Here is a 17,181-nt window from a genome sequence, read left to right on the forward strand (position 1 = left end):
GGGGGCGGATGCCGTGGCATCCGCCCCCGCTACGGTGAGGGTCGTCACTGGACCGCCGCGGCCCACTTCTCGCCGAGAAGCGTGCCGGCGTTCGTGGACTGCTCCTCGCTCGGGACCACGGTCGTCTCCGGGGCCTCCGGGAGCGCAGCAGCGAGGTCGGCGTCGATCGTGCCCGCGTCGGTCATGGCCTCCATGCGCACCGGACGGGCGCCGCCCTTCAGCCACAGGTTCTGGACCTCGTCGCTGTAGAGGAACTCCTGCCACAGACGGGCTGCAGCGGGGTGCGGGGCGTCGACGTTGATGGCCTGGTTGTAGTAGCCGGCGTAGCCTGTGCCGTCGAGCACGACGACCTTCCAGTCCTCGTTGTCGGCCGAGTGCGAGGCGTTCAGGTAGTCCCAGTCGAACACGACCGGGGTCTCGCCGCTCACGATGGTCGCGGTGGTGACGTCGACCTTGAGCAGGTTGCCCGCCTGCTGAAGCTCGGAGAAGAAGTCGATGCCCGGCTGGAAGTCGTCGAGCGTGCCGTCGGACTGCACGGTCGCCAGGCCCACGGCGGCGAAGGCGGCACCGGCCTGCGTCGGGTCGCCGTTGATCGCCACAGCACCCTTGTAGTCGGACGAGAGCAGGTCGGAGAGCTCGGCGGGAGCATCGAACTTCGACGAGTCGTAGCCGATCGACATGTACCCGCCGTAGTCGCCGACGAAGAGGCCGCTGGGCTCCTTCAGCTCCTCGGGGATGTCGTCCCAGGTCTGCACCTTGTACGGCGCGAACGTGTCGGTGTTCTGGAGCGCGACGGTCAGGCCGAGGTCGAACACGTCCGGGGCGGTGTCGAGACCCTTGTTGGTCTCCGCAGCCTGGATCTCCTCGGCGCTGGAGACGTCGGGCGAGGTCTCGTTGATCGTGATCTCCGGGTACTTCTCGGCGAACAGATCGAGGATCTCGCCGTAGTTCGCCCAGTCGCGCGGAAGGGCGATGACGTTGAGGGAGCCCTCGGCCTTGGCTGCGGCTTCGAGGTCGGCGAAGGTGCCGAAGTCGGTGACCGAGGTCGCGGTGGCGGCGTCGACATCGGAGCTGCCACCACCGGTCGCGTCCGCTGCGCCGGAGCAGGCGGTGAGTGCGAGTGCGGCCGCGGTGGCCAGGGCGATGCCGGCGCCGATGCGCGCGCGGCGGGTGATGCGGGCCATGAGTGTCCTCTCGGTGTCCGGCGCTGTGAGCCGGGTTCGGGTTGCGAGAGGACACTATGAGGCGCAGGTTGCCGACCGTCGCGGTGCGGGTGAACGGACGGTGGCGAGGGGGTGGCCGAACAGGGCCGCGGGCCTCAGACCTGCGGGACGCTGTACTTGAATCCGCGGTGCGAGCCGACGTAGCCCAGTCGCTCGTAGAAGCGGTGCGCGTCGGTACGGGCGGCATCGGAGGTGAGCTGCACCATCGTCGCGCCCACGGCGGGGGCACCGACCTCTCCCACCCAGCGCATCACGGCCGAGCCGATGCCCGACGAGCGCAGACTGCTCCGCACGCGCACTGCCTCGACGAGCAGTCGCCGCGCGCCCCGACGCGCCATCCCCGGGATCGAGGTGAGCTGCAGCGTGCCGACGACGTCGCCGTCCAGCTCGACCACGAGGAGGTCGTTCGACGGCTCGGTCAGGATCTCGACGAGCCCCCGTGTGTACGCGGGACGGTCCTCGTCGGAAGCCACGTCACCGCGCGCGGCGCTGATTGGGTCGTCGGCGAGGAGAGCGATCACGGCATCCGTGTCGTCCACGGTCGCCCGGCGCAGGAGCGCGGTGCCCCTGCGTGAATCGAACGAGTGCGGCAGCGGGAGGGCATCGAGCATGCCACCAGTCTGCCAGCGCCCGGCCGGATGCCGGAGCACCGCCGACTCTCTGGAATCATGGCCAGGTGGATATCGGCGCTGCGCTCGGACTGGAGCAACTCACGTGGGGGATACTGCTGCTCGTCGTCATCGCCGCTTTCTGCGCCGGCTGGATCGACGCCGTCGTCGGTGGGGGAGGCCTGCTGCAGCTCCCCGCGCTCCTGCTGATCCCCGGCATCTCCCCCGTGCAGGCCCTGGCGACGAACAAGCTCGCCTCGGTCTTCGGCACCGCGACCAGTAGCGTCACCTACTATCGCCGCGCGAAGCCCGACATACGCACGGCCCTGCCCATGGCGGCGATCGCCTTCGTCGGCTCGTTCGGTGGCGCGGCCGTGGCGACCGTGCTTCCGCCCGCCGCGTTCAAGCCCATCATCGTGATCGCCTTGCTCGTGGTGGCGCTGTTCACCGCATTCCGTCCCCAGATGGGCGCGGCGACCCAACTGCGTTTCCACGGGCACAAGCATCACATCATGGCGGGTGCCGCCGGCCTCGGGATCGGCTTCTACGACGGGATGATCGGTCCCGGCACCGGTACCTTCCTCGTGATCACTCTCGTCGCGCTGCTCGGCTACGACTTCCTGCAGGCGAGCGCCAAGGCGAAGATCGTGAACCTGGCCACGAACGCGGGTGCCCTGATGCTGTTCATCCCGCACGGCGCGGTGCTGTGGTTGCTGGGCGGCATCCTCGCCGTGGCGAACGTCGCGGGCAGCTACCTGGGCTCGCGCATGGCCATCTCCCGCGGCACCACCTTCATCCGCGTGGTGTTCCTGGCGGTCGTGGTCGCCCTGATCGCGAAGCTCGGTGTCGACGTGTGGAACGAGAACATCGTGCCCGCGCTCGCGCTCCTCGGCTGAGCAACGAAAAAGCGCCCGGGTCGCACGAATCCGAAGATCTCGTACGGCCCGGGCGCGCGTCGCGGTGACGGCGGGGTCAGGCCTCGTCGTCCTCCGGCTCGAAGTCGACGCCGGCCTCGGCGCGCTGCGCCGCGGTGATCGGTGCCGGTGCGGCGGTCAACGGGTCGAAGCCGTTGCCGGACTTCGGGAACGCGATGACTTCGCGGATCGACTCGGTCTTGGTGAGGTGCTGCAGCACGCGGTCCATGCCGAGCGCGATTCCGCCGTGCGGCGGGGCGCCGAACTTGAACGCGTCGAGCAGGAAGCCGAACTGCTCGTCAGCCTGCTCGTCGCTGATGCCCATGACCTCGAACACGCGCTTCTGCACGTCTTCGCGGTGGATGCGGATCGACCCGCCGCCGAGCTCGGATCCGTTGCACACGATGTCGTAGGCGTAGGCGAGAGCAGAACCGGGGTCGGTGTCGAAGGTGTCCTCGAACTCCGGCTTCGGGCCCGTGAACGCATGGTGCACGGCGGTCCATGCCCCGGCGCCCACAGCGACGTCGCCCGAGGCCACGGCATCTGCAGCGGGCTCGAACATCGGGGCGTCGACGACCCAGGTGAAGGCGAACTCGTCCGGGCTCAGGTAGCCGAGGCGACGACCGATCTCGACGCGTGCGGCACCGAGCAGGGCGCGGCTCTCCTTGGTGGAACCGGCGGCGAAGAAGACGCAGTCGCCGGTCTCCGCACCCACGAGCTCTGCGAGTCCGGCCTGTTCCGACTCGGACAGGTTCTTCGCCGCGGGGCCGCCGAGCGTCCCGTCCTCGTTGAACAGCACGTACGCGAGACCACGGGCTCCACGCTGCTTCGCCCAGTCCTGCCACGCGTCGAGCTGCTTGCGCGGCTGGCTCGCGCCGCCGGGCATCCGCACGGCGCCGACGTACTCGGCCTGGAAGACGCGGAACGGGGTGTCCGCGAAGTATTCGGTCGCGTCGACGAGTTCGAGGCCGAAGCGCAGGTCGGGCTTGTCGGAACCGTACTTCGCCATGGCATCGGCGTACGTCATGCGCGGCAGCGGGGTCGCGACCTCGACGCCGATCGTCGCCCACATCGCGACGATGAGCGACTCCATCAGGGCGATGACGTCTTCCTGGTCGACGAAGCTCATCTCGATGTCGAGCTGCGTGAACTCGGGCTGGCGGTCGGCGCGGAAGTCCTCGTCGCGGTAGCAGCGTGCGATCTGGAAGTACTTCTCGACACCGCCGACCATCAGCAGCTGCTTGAACAGCTGCGGCGACTGCGGCAGGGCGTACCAGCTGCCGGGGCTCAGTCGCGCGGGCACCAGGAAGTCGCGGGCGCCTTCGGGCGTCGAACGCGTGAGGGTCGGCGTCTCGACCTCGGTGAAGTCCTCGGCGTGCAGCACATCGCGGATCGCCTTGTAGACGTCGGAACGCAGGCGCAGGTTGGCGGCCTGTCCGGGACGACGCAGGTCGAGGTAGCGGTACTTGAGGCGCGCCTCTTCTCCGACCGTCTCGGTGTCGGCGAGCGCCGTCGACACCTGGAAGGGCAGCGCAGCGGACTCGTTGAGCACCTCGACCTCGGTCGCGATGAGCTCGATCTCACCGGTCGGCAGGTTCGGGTTCGCGTTGCCCTCGGGGCGCAGCGACACCTCCCCGGTGACCTTCAGGACGAACTCGTTGCGCAGCGGGTGCGCGATCTCCTCGTCGCGGATGACGACCTGGGCGATGCCCGAGGCATCCCGCAGATCGATGAAAGCGACTCCTCCGTGGTCACGACGGCGATCGACCCAACCCGTGAGGGTGACGGTCTGACCGATGTGCTCGGCTCGCAGAGAGCCTGCCGAGTGGGTGCGAAGCACGGAGTATTCCTTCTGATCTGGGAAATGGGGAACGCGCCCATTCTACGGGGGTGGTCGGCACGTCTCCGGCCCTGTCAGCGGCGCCGGAGCCGCCGGATCAGTAGGATCGCCACGACACAGCTCTTACACAGAAAGGGAGCACCGTGGACAACAACGGCATCTCCGATCTCTACGCATCGATCTTCTCCGGCACCACGGGGCTGATCGCGCTCGTCTTCTACATCCTCGTCGCCGTCGGACTCTGGAAGGTGTTCACGAAGGCCGGATACCCCGGGATCCTCGCGATCATCCCGATCGTGAACCTCATCTTCCTGGTGAAGATCGCCGGCATGTCCGGGTGGTTCGCGCTGCTCTACCTGATCCCGATCGCGAACCTGGTCCTCGCGATCATCGTGGCGTTCAAGCTCGGCGCACGCTTCGGCAAGGGCGGGGCCTTCTCGTTCTTCCTGCTTTTCCTCTTCCCGTACATCGGGTACCTGATCCTCGGCTTCGGGGATTCGCGCTACAGCAAGGCGTGACATGACGGCGTCCCGGTTGCACCTCGTCCGACACGGCGAGGTGCACAATCCGGCCCGCGTGCTCTACGGGCGGCTGCCCGATTACCACCTGAGCACGGCGGGCCGGGGGATGGCGGCGGCCGCTGCCGAGCACGTCGCGGAGTCGGGTCGGCCGGTCTCCGCGCTGTACTCCTCACCGTTGGAGCGTGCGCAGGAGTCCGCTGAGCCGTTCGCCGAGGGCTTCGATCTCGTGCCGGAGATCGACATCCGCCTCATCGAGCCGACCAACGTCTTCGAGGGCACGCAGATGCGTCGTTCCCTCATGAACCCGCTGAACTGGTGGCACCTGCGCCAACCCGCGCTGCCGAGCTGGGGCGAACCGTATTCCTCCATCGCGGAGCGGATGCTCGGCGTCATGGATGAAGCCTGGGATGAGGCGGCCGACGGAGACGTCGTGATGGTGTCCCATCAGGCGCCGATCTGGATCACGCACCTCCGCGTCGCGGGTCTGCCCCTGCGTCATGACCCGCGCACCCGACGCTGCGCCCTGTCGAGCGTCACCTCATTCGAACGCGTCGGTGATGTCTGGCGCGAAGTCGCCTACGCCGAGCCGGCCGCGACCGGCGGCGCCGTGGATGTCGGAGCCGTCTGACCCCCGTTCGAATCGCGCAACCGGCTCCCTTTCGGCGACGGATGCGGCCAGTTGCGCGATTCGAAAGCCGAGGTCAGTGCTCGGCAGCCAGAAGTGACTGGATGATGCCGACGGCTGCGAGCTGACCGGCGCCGGCCGCCAGCAGGACGGACGCCATCGGGCCGGGGAGCGAGGCGCGGTGCGCGAGGTCGCCCGCGGCGAAGACCCCGGGGAGCGAGGTGCGGCCGAATTCATCGATCTCGATCGCACCGGACTCGAGCATCCGCACGCCGAGATCCGCGACGAAGGGCGCCCGCTGCCGCATCGTGCCGGACGCCACGAAGACGCCCGCGACGACGGACTCCTCGGAACCGGCGACGATCCGGACCCCGTCGTCGTGCCTCTCGACGGATGCCACCGGAGCGGTGCTGATCCGCACTCCCTCCGCCTCGAGGGAGATGCGTTCCTCGTCCGTGAACGCCTCGGCGATCGGGAACACCGTGATGTCCTCGACGATGCGCCCGAGCAGCCCGATCAGATGGCCGGCGCGAGGGGCGGCACCCACGATGCCGATGGACGTGCCCGCATGCTCGTGGCCGTCGCAGAAGGGGCAGCTGAACGCGAGGGTGCCCCACAGGTCCTGCAACCCGGGGACGACGGGCAGATCGTCGGCGACGCCGGTGGCCAGGATGACCCGTCGCCCCTCGACGGTCGATCCGTCGGCGAGCGTCACGGTGAACGCATCCTCGGATCCGGAGATCCCGGTGGCGGCACCCTCGCGGATCTCCACGTCGGCGTAGGCCGAGAGCTCGTCTCGAGCCTTCGCTCGGAACTCGGCAGGGGGAGTGCCGTCTGCACCGATCATGTTGTGCATGTGCAGCACGGTGCCGTTGCGGTACTCGCCCGAGTCCAGCAGCAGTGCCGAGCGGTGCATCCGGCCGAGGGTCAGGGCGGCCTGCAGCCCTGCCGGGCCTGCGCCGATCACGATGGCGTCGTACATGGGGATCCTTCCGTGGAGGTTGCTTTCCCGCACAGTCTGTGACTTCATGTCAACATGAAGTCAAGCGCCGAGCATCCCTGGTCCGTGGGCGACGTCGCCACCCGGTTCGATCTACCGACGAATGTGTTGCGGCACTGGGAGTCGGTCGGGCTGCTCACCCCTCCCCGCGACTCCGCCGGGCGGCGACGATATGGCGAGGACGAGGTGGTGCGCATCGCCGTGATCCAGCGCAGCAAGGCCGCGGGGATGAGCCTCGAGCAGATCGCGGTGCTGCTCGACGACGGGAGCGCCGGACGGCACCAGGTGCTGCAGCAGCACCTGGACGACATCGACCGGCGCATGGAGGAGATGCGCCGATCACGGGAGATGACCGAGCACGCGATGGGGTGTCGCGCGCACGACATCGCCACGTGCCCGCGTTTCCGAGCCGGCGTGGACGACGTCCTGGCGCGGTTCTGAGGCTTCGTCAGACGCCTCCGTTTCCATCTCGCGCATAGGAAGCTCTGCGTAAACTCGGAGTCGTGCCAAGCGATTCGACGGTCCGTCCGATCCGCAGCGGCCGCTCCTCCCGCACCCGGCGCTCGCGTCGTGCGGTCGGTGCCGCGCTCGCTGCGGTGCTCGCCATCGGTCTGAGCGCCTGCGCTCCCGATCCGGTGAGTGAATCGTTCCTGAACGGCGAGAACACCGGCTATGTCGCGGCCGACGGTGCGATCGTGGAGATCCCCGCCGCCGACCGCGGCGAACCCGTGGAGTTCGGCGGTGTCACCGAGACCGGCGAGAAGTTCGACAGCGCAGACGTCGCCGGACAGGTCACGGTGGTCAACTTCTGGTACGCCGGCTGCGCGCCGTGCCGCCTCGAAGCCGCCGACCTGGAGGCCGTGTGGCAGAAGTTCGCCGACGAGGATGTGTCGTTCGTGGGCATCAACACCCGCGATCAGGCCGACACCGCCGTCGCGTTCGCCGAGGAGTACGGCATCACCTACCCGAGTCTGATCGACGTCGACACCGCTGAGGCCAAGTTGGCGTTCGCCAAGGTCGTGCCGATCGCGGCCACACCCACCACACTCGTCCTCGACAAGCAGGGTCGTGTCGCCGCCAAGATCATCGGTCCGATCGATGGCCCGTCGATCCTCTCCACGCTGGTCAAGGACGCGCTCGCGGAGGACTCGTGAGTACCTCGGGAGCGTTGTGAACCCCGACGCGATCATCGGCTCCGGAGCCCTCTGGCTCGCGATTCCGGTCGCGATGCTCGCGGGACTCGTCTCCTTCCTGTCCCCGTGCGTCCTCCCGCTGGTCCCCGGTTACCTCGGGTTCCTGGGCGGTGCGGTCGCGCCCCGGTCTTCCACGGTCGCCGGTGCGGAGGCGCAGACGACGACCCAGGCGACGGCGACCCGCGGTCGACTCGTGATGGGCGTGCTGCTGTTCATCCTCGGCTTCACGATCGTCTTCATCGCCTACACGGTGCTCGGTGGAACGGTCGGTGTCTTCCTCCTGCAGTGGGGTGACCTGATCACCCGCATCCTGGGCGTGGTCATCATCGGGATGGGATTGGTGTTCCTGGGCCTGTTCGGGTTCGCGCAGAAGGAGTTCCGCTTCCATGTCGACTCGCGGGCCGGCATCGTCGGAGCCCCGCTGCTCGGTATCGCCCTCGGCATCGGCTGGGCCCCGTGCATGGGGCCGACGCTCGCCGCCATCATCGCCCTCTCCTTCAACGCCGGAGATCCGGTGCGTGCGGGCTTCCTGGGCCTCGCCTACTCGCTCGGACTCGGCATCCCGTTCCTCCTCGTCGCCCTCGGGTTCGGGTGGGCGACGAAGGCGGTCGGCTTCCTCCGTCGTCACATCCGCACGGTGAACGTCATCGGCGGAGTGATGCTGATCGTCCTCGGCGTCCTGATGGCCACCGGCCTGTGGACCGAGATCATGTCCCGGCTGATGGCGGTGATCGGCAGTGTCATCCTCCCGCTCTGATCACGCCGCGAAATCCACCAGCCCCGAGAAGAACCCCCGCACAGAGAACGCCATGACCGAGAACAAGGGTGCCGTGAACAGCGACTCCAGCGACCCGCTCCGCCCGTCCGACCACGTCGACGGCGACGACACGATCACCCAGCCGCGGCTCGGGTTCGTGGGTTGGCTGCGGTGGGGGTGGCGGCAGCTGACCTCGATGCGCACGGCTCTCATCCTGCTGCTCGTGCTCGCGATCGCGGCGATCCCCGGCTCGATCTTCCCGCAGCGGATGGCCGACCCGAATGGCGTCACGCAGTGGGAGCGCGACAACCCCGACCTGTTCCCGGTGCTCGACGGACTCAAGATGTTCGACGTGTACCTGTCGCCGTGGTTCTCGGCGATCTACCTGCTGCTGTTCGCTTCGCTCGTCGGCTGTGTGATCCCGCGCATCAAGCACCATGCGAAGGCGCTCCGCGCACGTCCGCCGCGCACTCCGGCACGGCTGCAGCGCCTCGAGGACTACCGTGCGGTGACGCGAGACCCCTCTGCGGACTCCGGGACGAAGACCGGTGATGCCGACGCCGAGGCCGCCGCATCGATCGATGTCGCGACGAAACAGCTCAAGGCACTCGGCTACCGGGTCGAACGCTACGACCGGGGCCGCACGTTCTCGGTCTCCGCGGAGCGCGGATACTGGCGTGAGACCGGCAACCTCCTGTTCCACCTCGCGCTCGTGGGCGTGCTCGTCACGGTCGGCATCGGCGGCGGGTTCTCGTACACAGGTCAGCGCGTGCTCGTCGAGGGCGAGACCTTCGCGAACACGCTCCTCGACTACGACTCGATGAACCGCGGTCGCTTCGTGGGCGACGATGCGTTCGCTCCGTACTCGATGCGCCTCGACTCGTTCGACGTGACGTACCAGCCGTTCGGCGAGCCGGGTTCCGGGCAGGCGGGCGACTTCTCGGCGAACGTGACCGTGCAGGAGAACGGTGAGGAGCGCACCGGCGCGGTCAAGGTGAACGAGCCGCTCGCGGTCGCCGACGACGACGTGTTCCTGCTCGGCAACGGCTACGCGCCGACCGTGACCGTGCGTGATCCCGAGGGCAAGGTCGTCTTCACGGGCAGCACGCCCTTCCTCCCGCAGGACACCAGCATGACCTCCCTCGGAGTTCTCAAGGTGCCGGACGGACTCGCCGAGCAGGTCGGCCTGGTCGGGTTCTTCTATCCGACGACCGGCGTGCTCGACACCGGTGCGTTCTTCTCCGCGTACGGCGACCTCACCAACCCGACGCTGACGCTCGATGTGTACACCGGCGACTTGGGCATCAACGAGGGCGTGCCGCGCTCGGTCTACGTGCTCGACACCACGGGGATGACCAAGCTCACCGGCCGCACCACGGACGTCGAGTCGATCGAACTCACCCCCGGACAGACCGCGCAGCTGCCGAACGGCCTCGGTTCGGTCACCTTCGAGGACGACTCTCCCGCAGGTGCGACGGACGCCTCGCAGTCGGTGAAGCGCTTCGCCTCGCTGCAGATCCACCGTGATGAGTCCGGCGTCTGGGTCCTCGGCTTCGCGCTGCTCGCCCTCGGCGGTCTCATGATCGCCCTGTTCGTGCCTCGTCGACGCGTGTGGGTCAAGGCCACCGCACGCGACGGCGAGATCGCTCTGGAGTACGCCGCACTCGCCCGTGGCGAGGACCCGACTCTCGCTGCCGCCGTGGACGACCTCGTCGCAGGGCACACCCGACTGCTCGACGCGGCCGGAGGAACCACGGCGCGCTCCCCGATCGATGACACCGCGGACGAGTCCGCCGAGCCGGAGACCCCGGCGCCCGAAACCCGGAAAGTAGACTGACACCATGCTCGAGCTCAACGTGATCTCGCCGGTCCTGCTCTGGACGGCGATCGCGATCTACGCGGCGGCCTTCGTGGCCTACGCCTTCGATCTCGCGCGGCGCTCGCAGGCGACGGCCGACGCGCTCACCGTCCGCGAGCAGGTGCTCGTCGGAGCCTCTGGGGGGAGCGTCCCGGCACCCGGCGAGGCCTCCGGTGCGGTCGCCGCCCCGCAGCGATTCGTGATGGCGCGGATCGGCACCTCGCTGACGGTGCTCGGATTCCTCTTTCAGCTCGCCGCCACCGTCACCCGCGGCATCGCGGCGGGGCGCGTGCCGTGGGCGAACCTGTACGAATTCGCGATGATGGGCACGTTGCTCATCATCGCGGTATACCTCGTGGTGCTCACCCGCATCGACCTGCGGTTCCTCGGCACTTTCATCACAGGCCTCGTCGTCGTGCTGCTCGGCCTGGGAGCGACGAACTTCTACGTCGATGTCTCTCCGTTGATGGACCCGCTGAAGAGCGTGTGGCTCGTCATCCACGTGTTCGTGGCCTCCCTCGCGACGGCCTTCTTCGCCCTCGCGTTCGCGCTCTCGGTGATCCAGCTCATGCAGTCGCGTCGCGAGAGACTCGTCGGCGAAGGCGCCACGAAGACCGGTCCCGGCTTCCTCCGGACCTTCCCCAACGCGGTACGCCTGGAGAGCCTGGCGTACATGTTCACGATCATCGGCTTCATCCTCTGGACGTTCACCCTCATCGCCGGGTCGATCTGGGCGTACTACGCCTGGAGCCGTTTCTGGGGCTTCGACGTGAAAGAGACCTGGACGTTCGTGATCTGGGTCCTCTATGCCGGCTACATCCATGCCCGTGCGACCCGCGGCTGGCGAGGCAATCCGTCGGCGTGGCTGGCGATCGTGGGCTTCTCCGCCGTGATCTTCAACTTCACGATCGTGAACGTGTTCTTCAAGGGCCTGCACGCGTACTCCGGTCTGAGCTGACCCGACTCTCGTAACGACACCGAGACCCGTCCGCGGCAGCATCCGCGCGGACGGGTCTCGTGCGTCCGGAGTGTTTGCCCTCCGGTGCGCCGAGGCGCAGTTGTATGCTCATCGCAAGGGAGCGCGCCCACGGCAGGAGTCCCACATGCCCGTCCTCGTCGGAATCGTTGAAGATCATCCCGCGATGCTGTTCGGGATCGTGACCATCCTCAACCGCAGCGGCGGTATCCGGGTCGCAGCCAGCGGTGCGACCGCGAACGAGGTCGCGCGCCGTGCACGGAGACTCGATGTGGTCCTGCTCGACCTCGCCCTCTCCGACGGTTCGACTCCGGCGGAGAACATCCTGACGCTCGAGTCCCTCGCGGCGAGCATCCTCGCGTACACCTCGGGGGATGAGCCGCATCGGCTCCGAGAGGCGGTGCGCGCGGGCGCATCGGGCATGATCGCCAAGTCGGAATCGCTCGAGGCCATCACCGCGTCGGTGCGACGCGCCGCGCAGGGGCACGTCGTGGCGACGACGGAATGGGCGGACGCGCTCGATGCGGACCGCCGGTTCGTCGCGGCGCATCTCAGCCAGCGTGAATCCGAGGTTCTGTCGCTGTACGCGTCCGGCCAGACCGCCGAGCGGGTCGCCCAGACCCTGTTCCTGTCGCGGGAGACCGTGCTCGATCACATCCGTCGCATCCGAGCGAAGTACGCCGCGGTCGATCGGACGGCGCCGACGAAGGTCGACCTGTTCCGGCGCGCGGTGGAGGACGGACTGGTCCTGCAGCCCAGCTGATCGTGCGTGAGGCGGTCAGCCCGCGAACGGCCAGATCAGCGGGACGTAGAAGACGGCGACCGCGAAGAACAGGATCATCAGGGGCCAGCCGAAGCGCGCGTAGTCGCCGAAGCGGTAGCCGCCGGGTTCCATGACCATCAGGTTCGCGGGCGTTGCGACCGGGGTGAGGAACGAGGCCGCACCCGCGATCGTGAGGGCCATCAGGAACGGCAGCACCGACGCATCCATCGCGGCGGCGAGAGCGACCGCCACGGGGGCCACGATGAGCACGGTCGCGGTGTTGCTGATGAGCTGCCCGAGAACGAGGGTGATGAGCACGATCACGGCGACGGCGGCATGCGGGCCGGCCGTGCCCAGGAACGAGCGCAGGCCGTCGGCGATGAGCTGTGCGGCACCGGTCTCCTGGAACGCGGTCGAGAGCGGGATCATGCCGGCGACCAGGATGACCGTCGTCCAGGAGATCGCCCGGTATGCCCGGGTGATCGACACCGCTCCGCTCAGGATCAGGGCACCGGCTGCGAGGAGCCCCGCGATCGCAGCGGGCACGATGCCGGTCGCGAGCAGGACGATCATCGCGAGCAGGATCACGGCCGTGCGCTTGGCACCCGCGCCGAGCGGGACCGACCGGCGCAGGGTGAGCGGCGCATCGACGACCAGGACCTCGTCGCGCTTCGAGGTGTGCCGGTGCAGGTCGTCCCAGGACCCGTCGAGAAGCAGGGCGTCTCCGGCCTGCAGGTCGGTGCCTGACTCGTCGAGTGCCTCCTGCCCTCGTCGCACTCCGAGCACGACCAGATCGCCCGACGGCGTGCACATGCCGGGGAAGACGTGCAGGCCGATCAACGACGATCGCGGCGGCACGACGACCTCGGCGACCCCTCGCGACGCCGAGACCAACGCCCGGTCGTGGGAGATCGCGTAGTCGGATCGCAGCGTCGACGCGAGGCGTTCGAGATCGATCGGAGCCGAGGCCGGGGTGCGCTCGGGCAGCAGCCGGTTACCGAGCAGCAGGATGATGGCCAGCGTCCCCACCAGAAGCGGAAGCCCGGCGAGGGCGAACTCGAAGAACCCGAACGGGCGGGCACCGCTGTCGGCGGCGACCTCGGACACGATGATGTTGACCGGTGTGCCGGTGAGAGCGAGCATCGAGCCGGCGTGTGCGGAGAACGCGAGCGGCATCAGCATCTGAGACGGGCGTATCCCGGCGCGCGCCGCGACGACCACGACCAGGGGCAGGAGCGCGGCCACCGACCCGTTCACGCTGATGACCGCGGTCATCGCGGCGGCCAGCAGCCCGATCGTGAGGAGCAGGCGCGCGCGGCCGGTTCCGGAGCGGGCCACGACCTCCTGTCCGGCCCAGGCGATGATGCCCGTCGACTCCAGAGCCTCGCTCACCACGAACAGGGAGGCGATGAAGAGCACGGTCGGATCGCCGAAACCGGCGAGGGCGGAGGTCAGATCGAGCACCCCGGTCAGGTAGAGGGCGACCGAGACCCCGACGGCCACGACTCCGAGCGGGATGCGATTCGAGACGAACGCGATCACTGCGCAGAGCAGGATGACGAACGTCGCGATGATCGGGTCCACGGCCCCACGATAGGGCGACGCTCGCATCGCGGCGACCCCCCTAGTTCTAGGGGGTGGTCTTGTGGGAGCTTCTCGCTCGACAGGATCATGGGGGCTATGGCTACGGAGAAGTCGTCGAGCACCCCCGATGCCGGGGGTAAAGGGTTCCTGAACTGGATCGAGAAGGTCGGCAACAAGGTGCCGGATCCGACGATCATGTTCGTCTACCTGATCGGCCTCATCGCCGTGCTCTCCGCGATCCTCGCGTGGATCGGGGTGTCGGTCACCGACGATGTCGTGGTCCCGGTGCCGAAGGAAGAATTCTCCCAGGTCAACGAGCAGTTCGGTGGCAACTGGCAGATCTATGACACCACCACCGGGATGCCCGCCGAGATCCCCGACTACACGATCGAGGAGCGCACCTTCGAGGTGCGCAACCTGCTCTCGATCGACGGCATCCGCTTCTTCTTCTCCTCCTTCGTCGACAACTTCGCGGGCTTCGGTGTGGTCGCCGTCGTGCTCATCGCGATGGCGGGCGTCGGAGTGGCAGAGCACGCGGGGTTGATGGGCGCGATGATCCGTCGCGTCGTGAAAGTGGCCCCGCGCCGTTGGCTCGCGTTCATCCTGATCTTCGTCGGTGTGCTGTCGTCGGTGGCGACGGATGCCGGCTACCTGATCCTCGTGCCGCTCGCCGCCGCAGCCTTCCTCACTGTTGGGCGGCATCCGCTGGCCGGTCTCGCCGGGGCATTCGCCGGTGTCGGCGCGGCCTTCGGGGCCAACCTCCTGATCACGCCCAGCGACAGCATGCTCACCGAGATCACCAATGAGGTGCTCGTCAGCGCCGGGATGCAGCCGATCGAGGTGACGCAGAACTTCTACTTCGGGATCGTGTCGACCTTCCTGCTCGCCACGGTGGCGCTCCTGGTGACGGTGTTCGTCACCGAGAAACGTCTGGGCTCCTACGACCGCAGAGACATGACGATCGCGGATGAGGCCGAAGGCGTCGACCACGACGCCGAGGCCCGCGGGCTGAAGTTCTCGTTCTGGGCGCTGCTGGGGTTCGTCGCCCTGGTCCTCGCGCTGACCCTGCCACCCGGCGCACCGTTGCGTGACCCGGAGACCGGCGCGATCATCGGCACGACGCCCTTCATGGCCAGCCTGGTCTTCCTCATCTCCCTCGCCTTCCTGGTGTGCGGCGTCGCTTACGGCGCGGGGGCGAGGACGCTGCGAGGCGGAACGGCCACCGTCCGTGCGATCGCCAAGACGTTCGCGAGTCTGGGCGGTCTGCTGGTGATGTTCCTGATGATCGCCCAGTTCATCGCGCTGTTCAACTGGACCAATCTCCCGACCGTCGCTGCGGTCTCGGCCGCCGAGCTGCTCGAGCAGGCGAGTGTCCCCGCCATCGTCCTGCTGCTCGCGTTCATCGTCGTGATCGTGATCCTGGACTTCATCCTCCCGGGGCTCGTGCCCAAGTGGGTGATCTTCGCGCCGGTGTTCATCCCGATCTTCGCGTCGCTCGACGTGGCACCGCAGACGCTCCTCGCCGCCTACCGGGTGGGGGACTCACCCGTGAACGTGCTGACGCCGCTGATGGTCTACCTGCCGTTCATGGTCACCGTGGCGCAGCGTTACAAGAAGGAGGCGGGTATCGGCACGATCATCGCCCTGATGATCCCGTATGCGGTGTGGATGCTGCTCTCCTGGACGGCGCTGTACGTGGTCTGGTTCCTCCTCGGCATCCCCTGGGGCCCGAGCTCACCGGTCGACATCGCCGGCTGACCGCCATCGCCGGCGGACGACGTATCCGAACAACCGCACAGAAGGAGCAGACCTCATGGACCGCAGACCCAACAAGCTGATCCCCGCCGATCTGAAGACTACGCCCGGGCTGGATGCCGTGGACGCCGTGGATCTCCGGGTCGGTGAGATCGCCTCCGACGTCGAGGCGATCGGAGTCGGGGTGTACACCGACGGGGACGTTCCGGGTGAGCTCGGGTTCGACCGCGCCGGCCTGGAGGATGCGGGGTTCACTGCCGAGCCGGGGACCTCGCTGGTGCTGCCGCGCGCGGGTCAGCCGGATCTCGTCGCCGTCGGTCTGGGCGATCGAGCGGATGTCGGGCCGCGTGGCCTTCGCGATGCAGCGGCTGCTCTCGCTCGCGCTGTCCCCCGTCGGGCGACCCTGGGGCTGCGGATCGGCGACCTCGCGGGGGTGGAGGCAGGCGAGGCTGTGCGAGCGCTCGCCGAAGGGGCACTCCTCGCGCGCTACCGGTACACCGTGCTGAACGCGTCGTCGAAGCACGTCCCGCTCGCCGCCTTCACCGTGGATGTGCCGGGCGCGGACGGCGGGCCACTCGAGGTCGCACGCACGGCTGCCCGCGCCGGTGTCGTGGCCCGTGATCTGGCGAACACCCCGCCCGGTCACCTGACAGCTGTGAACATGGGCGAGATCGCGGTGGAACTCGGAGCGCGTTTCGGATTCGAGGTCGAGCTGTTCGACAAGCAGGCGCTCATCGATCTCGGCTGCGGGGGTCTGCTCGGCGTCAATCAGGGATCCGTGGAGGAGCCGCGCATGATCAAGCTCGTCTACACGCCCGAGGGTGGCGGCTCCGGCCACCTCGGCCTGGTGGGCAAGGGCATCATGTACGACTCGGGTGGCATCAGCCTCAAGCCCAGCGACCCGATGCATCTGCTCATGAAGATGGACATGGGCGGTGCTGCGGCCGTGCTCGGTGCCTTCGTCGGAATGCGCGACGCCGGAGTCTCGACCAAGGTCTCGGGCTGGCTGATGTGCACCGACAACATGCCGTCCGGTACCGCGTACAAACTCGGTGACGTGCTCACGGCGCGCGGCGGCACCACGATCGAGGTGAAGAACACCGATGCCGAAGGGCGTCTCGTGATGAGCGATGCCCTCGTGCTCGCGACCGAGGACGGGGTGGACGCGATCGTCGACATCGCCACACTCACCGGTGCCGCACTGGTCTCTCTCGGCTCCGCGACCGCGCCGGTCTTCGGCAACGACCAGACGATGGTCGACCGGGTGCGTGAGGCCGCGGCGCTCGCCGACGAGCCCGTGTGGCAGCTGCCGCTCGAGCAGAAGTATCGCAAGCAGCTCGACTCGGACATCGCCGACATCGCGAACCTCGGTGGCCCCTTCGCCGGAGCCACGACGGCGGCGCTGTTCCTGCAGCACTTCGTGGGGGAGACCCCGTGGGCGCATATCGACATCGCCGGGACGATGCAGACCGAGAAGGACGACTCCTGGCGTACCGCAGGTGCCACCGGCTTCGGCGCGCGACTGCTGTTGGAGGCGGCCCGGAGCTTCACGCCTACCTCGTGA

General features: G+C 68.2%; 16 protein-coding genes. 11 read left to right on the top strand and 5 right to left on the bottom strand.

Features of this window, described 5'->3' with window-relative positions; all coding sequences use genetic code 11:
• Positions 1-44: 44 nt before the first annotated feature.
• Both L978_RS04400 and L978_RS04405 read right to left on the bottom strand, forming a co-directional pair.
• A complete protein-coding gene (locus L978_RS04400) occupies positions 45-1,184 on the bottom strand; it encodes an ABC transporter substrate-binding protein (protein WP_047520695.1) in 1,140 nt (379 codons plus the stop codon).
• A 134-nt stretch (positions 1,185-1,318) separates the two neighbouring features.
• Complete coding sequence (locus tag L978_RS04405; protein WP_047520698.1) at positions 1,319-1,834, bottom strand: GNAT family N-acetyltransferase; 516 nt, start codon at positions 1,832-1,834, stop codon at positions 1,319-1,321.
• A gap of 65 nt (positions 1,835-1,899) precedes the next feature.
• On the opposite strand from L978_RS04405, the gene L978_RS04410 reads away from it, so the two are divergent.
• Entirely contained in the window at positions 1,900-2,727 is an 828-nt protein-coding gene (locus L978_RS04410) for a sulfite exporter TauE/SafE family protein (RefSeq protein ID WP_047520701.1), read from the top strand.
• A gap of 76 nt (positions 2,728-2,803) precedes the next feature.
• Here the strand turns inward: L978_RS04410 and aspS are convergent, their stop codons facing one another.
• Complete coding sequence (aspS, locus tag L978_RS04415) at positions 2,804-4,585, bottom strand: aspartate--tRNA ligase (protein WP_047520704.1); 1,782 nt, start codon at positions 4,583-4,585, stop codon at positions 2,804-2,806.
• A gap of 143 nt (positions 4,586-4,728) precedes the next feature.
• Between aspS and L978_RS04420 the strand changes: the two genes are divergently transcribed.
• Positions 4,729-5,103 (top strand): DUF5684 domain-containing protein, encoded by a 375-nt coding sequence (locus tag L978_RS04420; RefSeq protein ID WP_047520706.1) that lies wholly within the window; start codon positions 4,729-4,731, stop codon positions 5,101-5,103.
• A 1-nt stretch (position 5,104) separates the two neighbouring features.
• The gene (locus tag L978_RS04425) at positions 5,105-5,734 is read left to right on the top strand and encodes a histidine phosphatase family protein (protein ID WP_047520707.1); all 630 of its coding nucleotides are present in this window, start codon (positions 5,105-5,107) and stop codon (positions 5,732-5,734) included.
• A 73-nt stretch (positions 5,735-5,807) separates the two neighbouring features.
• Here the strand turns inward: L978_RS04425 and L978_RS04430 are convergent, their stop codons facing one another.
• Positions 5,808-6,713, bottom strand: coding sequence for an NAD(P)/FAD-dependent oxidoreductase (locus L978_RS04430; RefSeq protein WP_047520709.1), 906 nt, complete (start codon positions 6,711-6,713; stop codon positions 5,808-5,810).
• A 54-nt stretch (positions 6,714-6,767) separates the two neighbouring features.
• Between L978_RS04430 and L978_RS04435 the strand changes: the two genes are divergently transcribed.
• The 6 genes from L978_RS04435 (at position 6,768) to L978_RS04460 (ending at position 12,278) form a co-directional block, all read left to right on the top strand.
• Positions 6,768-7,172 (top strand): MerR family transcriptional regulator, encoded by a 405-nt coding sequence (locus L978_RS04435; protein ID WP_047520711.1) that lies wholly within the window; start codon positions 6,768-6,770, stop codon positions 7,170-7,172.
• Positions 7,173-7,234: 62 nt separating this feature from the next.
• Complete coding sequence (locus L978_RS04440) at positions 7,235-7,885, top strand: TlpA family protein disulfide reductase (protein WP_047520716.1); 651 nt, start codon at positions 7,235-7,237, stop codon at positions 7,883-7,885.
• A gap of 16 nt (positions 7,886-7,901) precedes the next feature.
• Positions 7,902-8,681: a cytochrome c biogenesis CcdA family protein gene (locus L978_RS04445; protein WP_047520718.1), complete on the top strand. Its 780-nt coding sequence runs from the start codon at positions 7,902-7,904 to the stop codon at positions 8,679-8,681.
• Between the two features lie 52 nt (positions 8,682-8,733).
• Entirely contained in the window at positions 8,734-10,518 is a 1,785-nt protein-coding gene (resB, locus tag L978_RS04450) for a cytochrome c biogenesis protein ResB (RefSeq protein ID WP_052193323.1), read from the top strand.
• A 4-nt stretch (positions 10,519-10,522) separates the two neighbouring features.
• Positions 10,523-11,497 carry a c-type cytochrome biogenesis protein CcsB gene (gene ccsB / locus L978_RS04455; protein WP_047520720.1) on the top strand — a complete coding sequence of 325 codons (975 nt, stop codon included), beginning with the start codon at positions 10,523-10,525 and terminating at the stop codon, positions 11,495-11,497.
• Positions 11,498-11,642: 145 nt separating this feature from the next.
• Positions 11,643-12,278 carry a response regulator transcription factor gene (locus L978_RS04460; protein ID WP_047520722.1) on the top strand — a complete coding sequence of 212 codons (636 nt, stop codon included), beginning with the start codon at positions 11,643-11,645 and terminating at the stop codon, positions 12,276-12,278.
• Between the two features lie 15 nt (positions 12,279-12,293).
• On the opposite strand, the gene L978_RS04465 is transcribed toward L978_RS04460, so the two are convergent.
• The gene (locus L978_RS04465; RefSeq protein WP_047520724.1) at positions 12,294-13,862 is read right to left on the bottom strand and encodes an SLC13 family permease; all 1,569 of its coding nucleotides are present in this window, start codon (positions 13,860-13,862) and stop codon (positions 12,294-12,296) included.
• 96 nt (positions 13,863-13,958) lie between these two features.
• Between L978_RS04465 and L978_RS04470 the strand changes: the two genes are divergently transcribed.
• Together L978_RS04470 and L978_RS04475 are read left to right on the top strand one after the other, a co-directional pair.
• The gene (locus L978_RS04470; RefSeq protein ID WP_047520726.1) at positions 13,959-15,620 is read left to right on the top strand and encodes an AbgT family transporter; all 1,662 of its coding nucleotides are present in this window, start codon (positions 13,959-13,961) and stop codon (positions 15,618-15,620) included.
• Positions 15,621-15,675: 55 nt separating this feature from the next.
• Positions 15,676-17,181 carry a leucyl aminopeptidase family protein gene (locus tag L978_RS04475; RefSeq protein ID WP_047520728.1) on the top strand — a complete coding sequence of 502 codons (1,506 nt, stop codon included), beginning with the start codon at positions 15,676-15,678 and terminating at the stop codon, positions 17,179-17,181.

It is taken from the genome of Microbacterium sp. ZOR0019 (assembly GCF_000800925.1).
GTDB classification, from domain to species: Bacteria; Actinomycetota; Actinomycetes; order Actinomycetales; family Microbacteriaceae; genus Microbacterium; species Microbacterium aurugineum.

What these genes read in the sequence shown, in the direction of transcription:
- L978_RS04405 (WP_047520698.1), bottom strand. Translation starts at nt 1,834, where the DNA reads ATGCTCGATGCCCTCCCGCTGCCGCACTCGTTCGATTCACGCAGGGGC.
- L978_RS04460 (WP_047520722.1), top strand. Translation starts at nt 11,643, where the DNA reads ATGCCCGTCCTCGTCGGAATCGTTGAAGATCATCCCGCGATGCTGTTC.
- resB (WP_052193323.1), top strand. Translation starts at nt 8,734, where the DNA reads ATGACCGAGAACAAGGGTGCCGTGAACAGCGACTCCAGCGACCCGCTC.
- ccsB (WP_047520720.1), top strand. Translation starts at nt 10,523, where the DNA reads ATGCTCGAGCTCAACGTGATCTCGCCGGTCCTGCTCTGGACGGCGATC.
- L978_RS04435 (WP_047520711.1), top strand. Translation starts at nt 6,768, where the DNA reads ATGAAGTCAAGCGCCGAGCATCCCTGGTCCGTGGGCGACGTCGCCACC.
- L978_RS04475 (WP_047520728.1), top strand. Translation starts at nt 15,676, where the DNA reads ATGGACCGCAGACCCAACAAGCTGATCCCCGCCGATCTGAAGACTACG.
- L978_RS04470 (WP_047520726.1), top strand. Translation starts at nt 13,959, where the DNA reads ATGGCTACGGAGAAGTCGTCGAGCACCCCCGATGCCGGGGGTAAAGGG.
- L978_RS04400 (WP_047520695.1), bottom strand. Translation starts at nt 1,184, where the DNA reads ATGGCCCGCATCACCCGCCGCGCGCGCATCGGCGCCGGCATCGCCCTG.
- L978_RS04430 (WP_047520709.1), bottom strand. Translation starts at nt 6,713, where the DNA reads ATGTACGACGCCATCGTGATCGGCGCAGGCCCGGCAGGGCTGCAGGCC.
- L978_RS04425 (WP_047520707.1), top strand. Translation starts at nt 5,105, where the DNA reads ATGACGGCGTCCCGGTTGCACCTCGTCCGACACGGCGAGGTGCACAAT.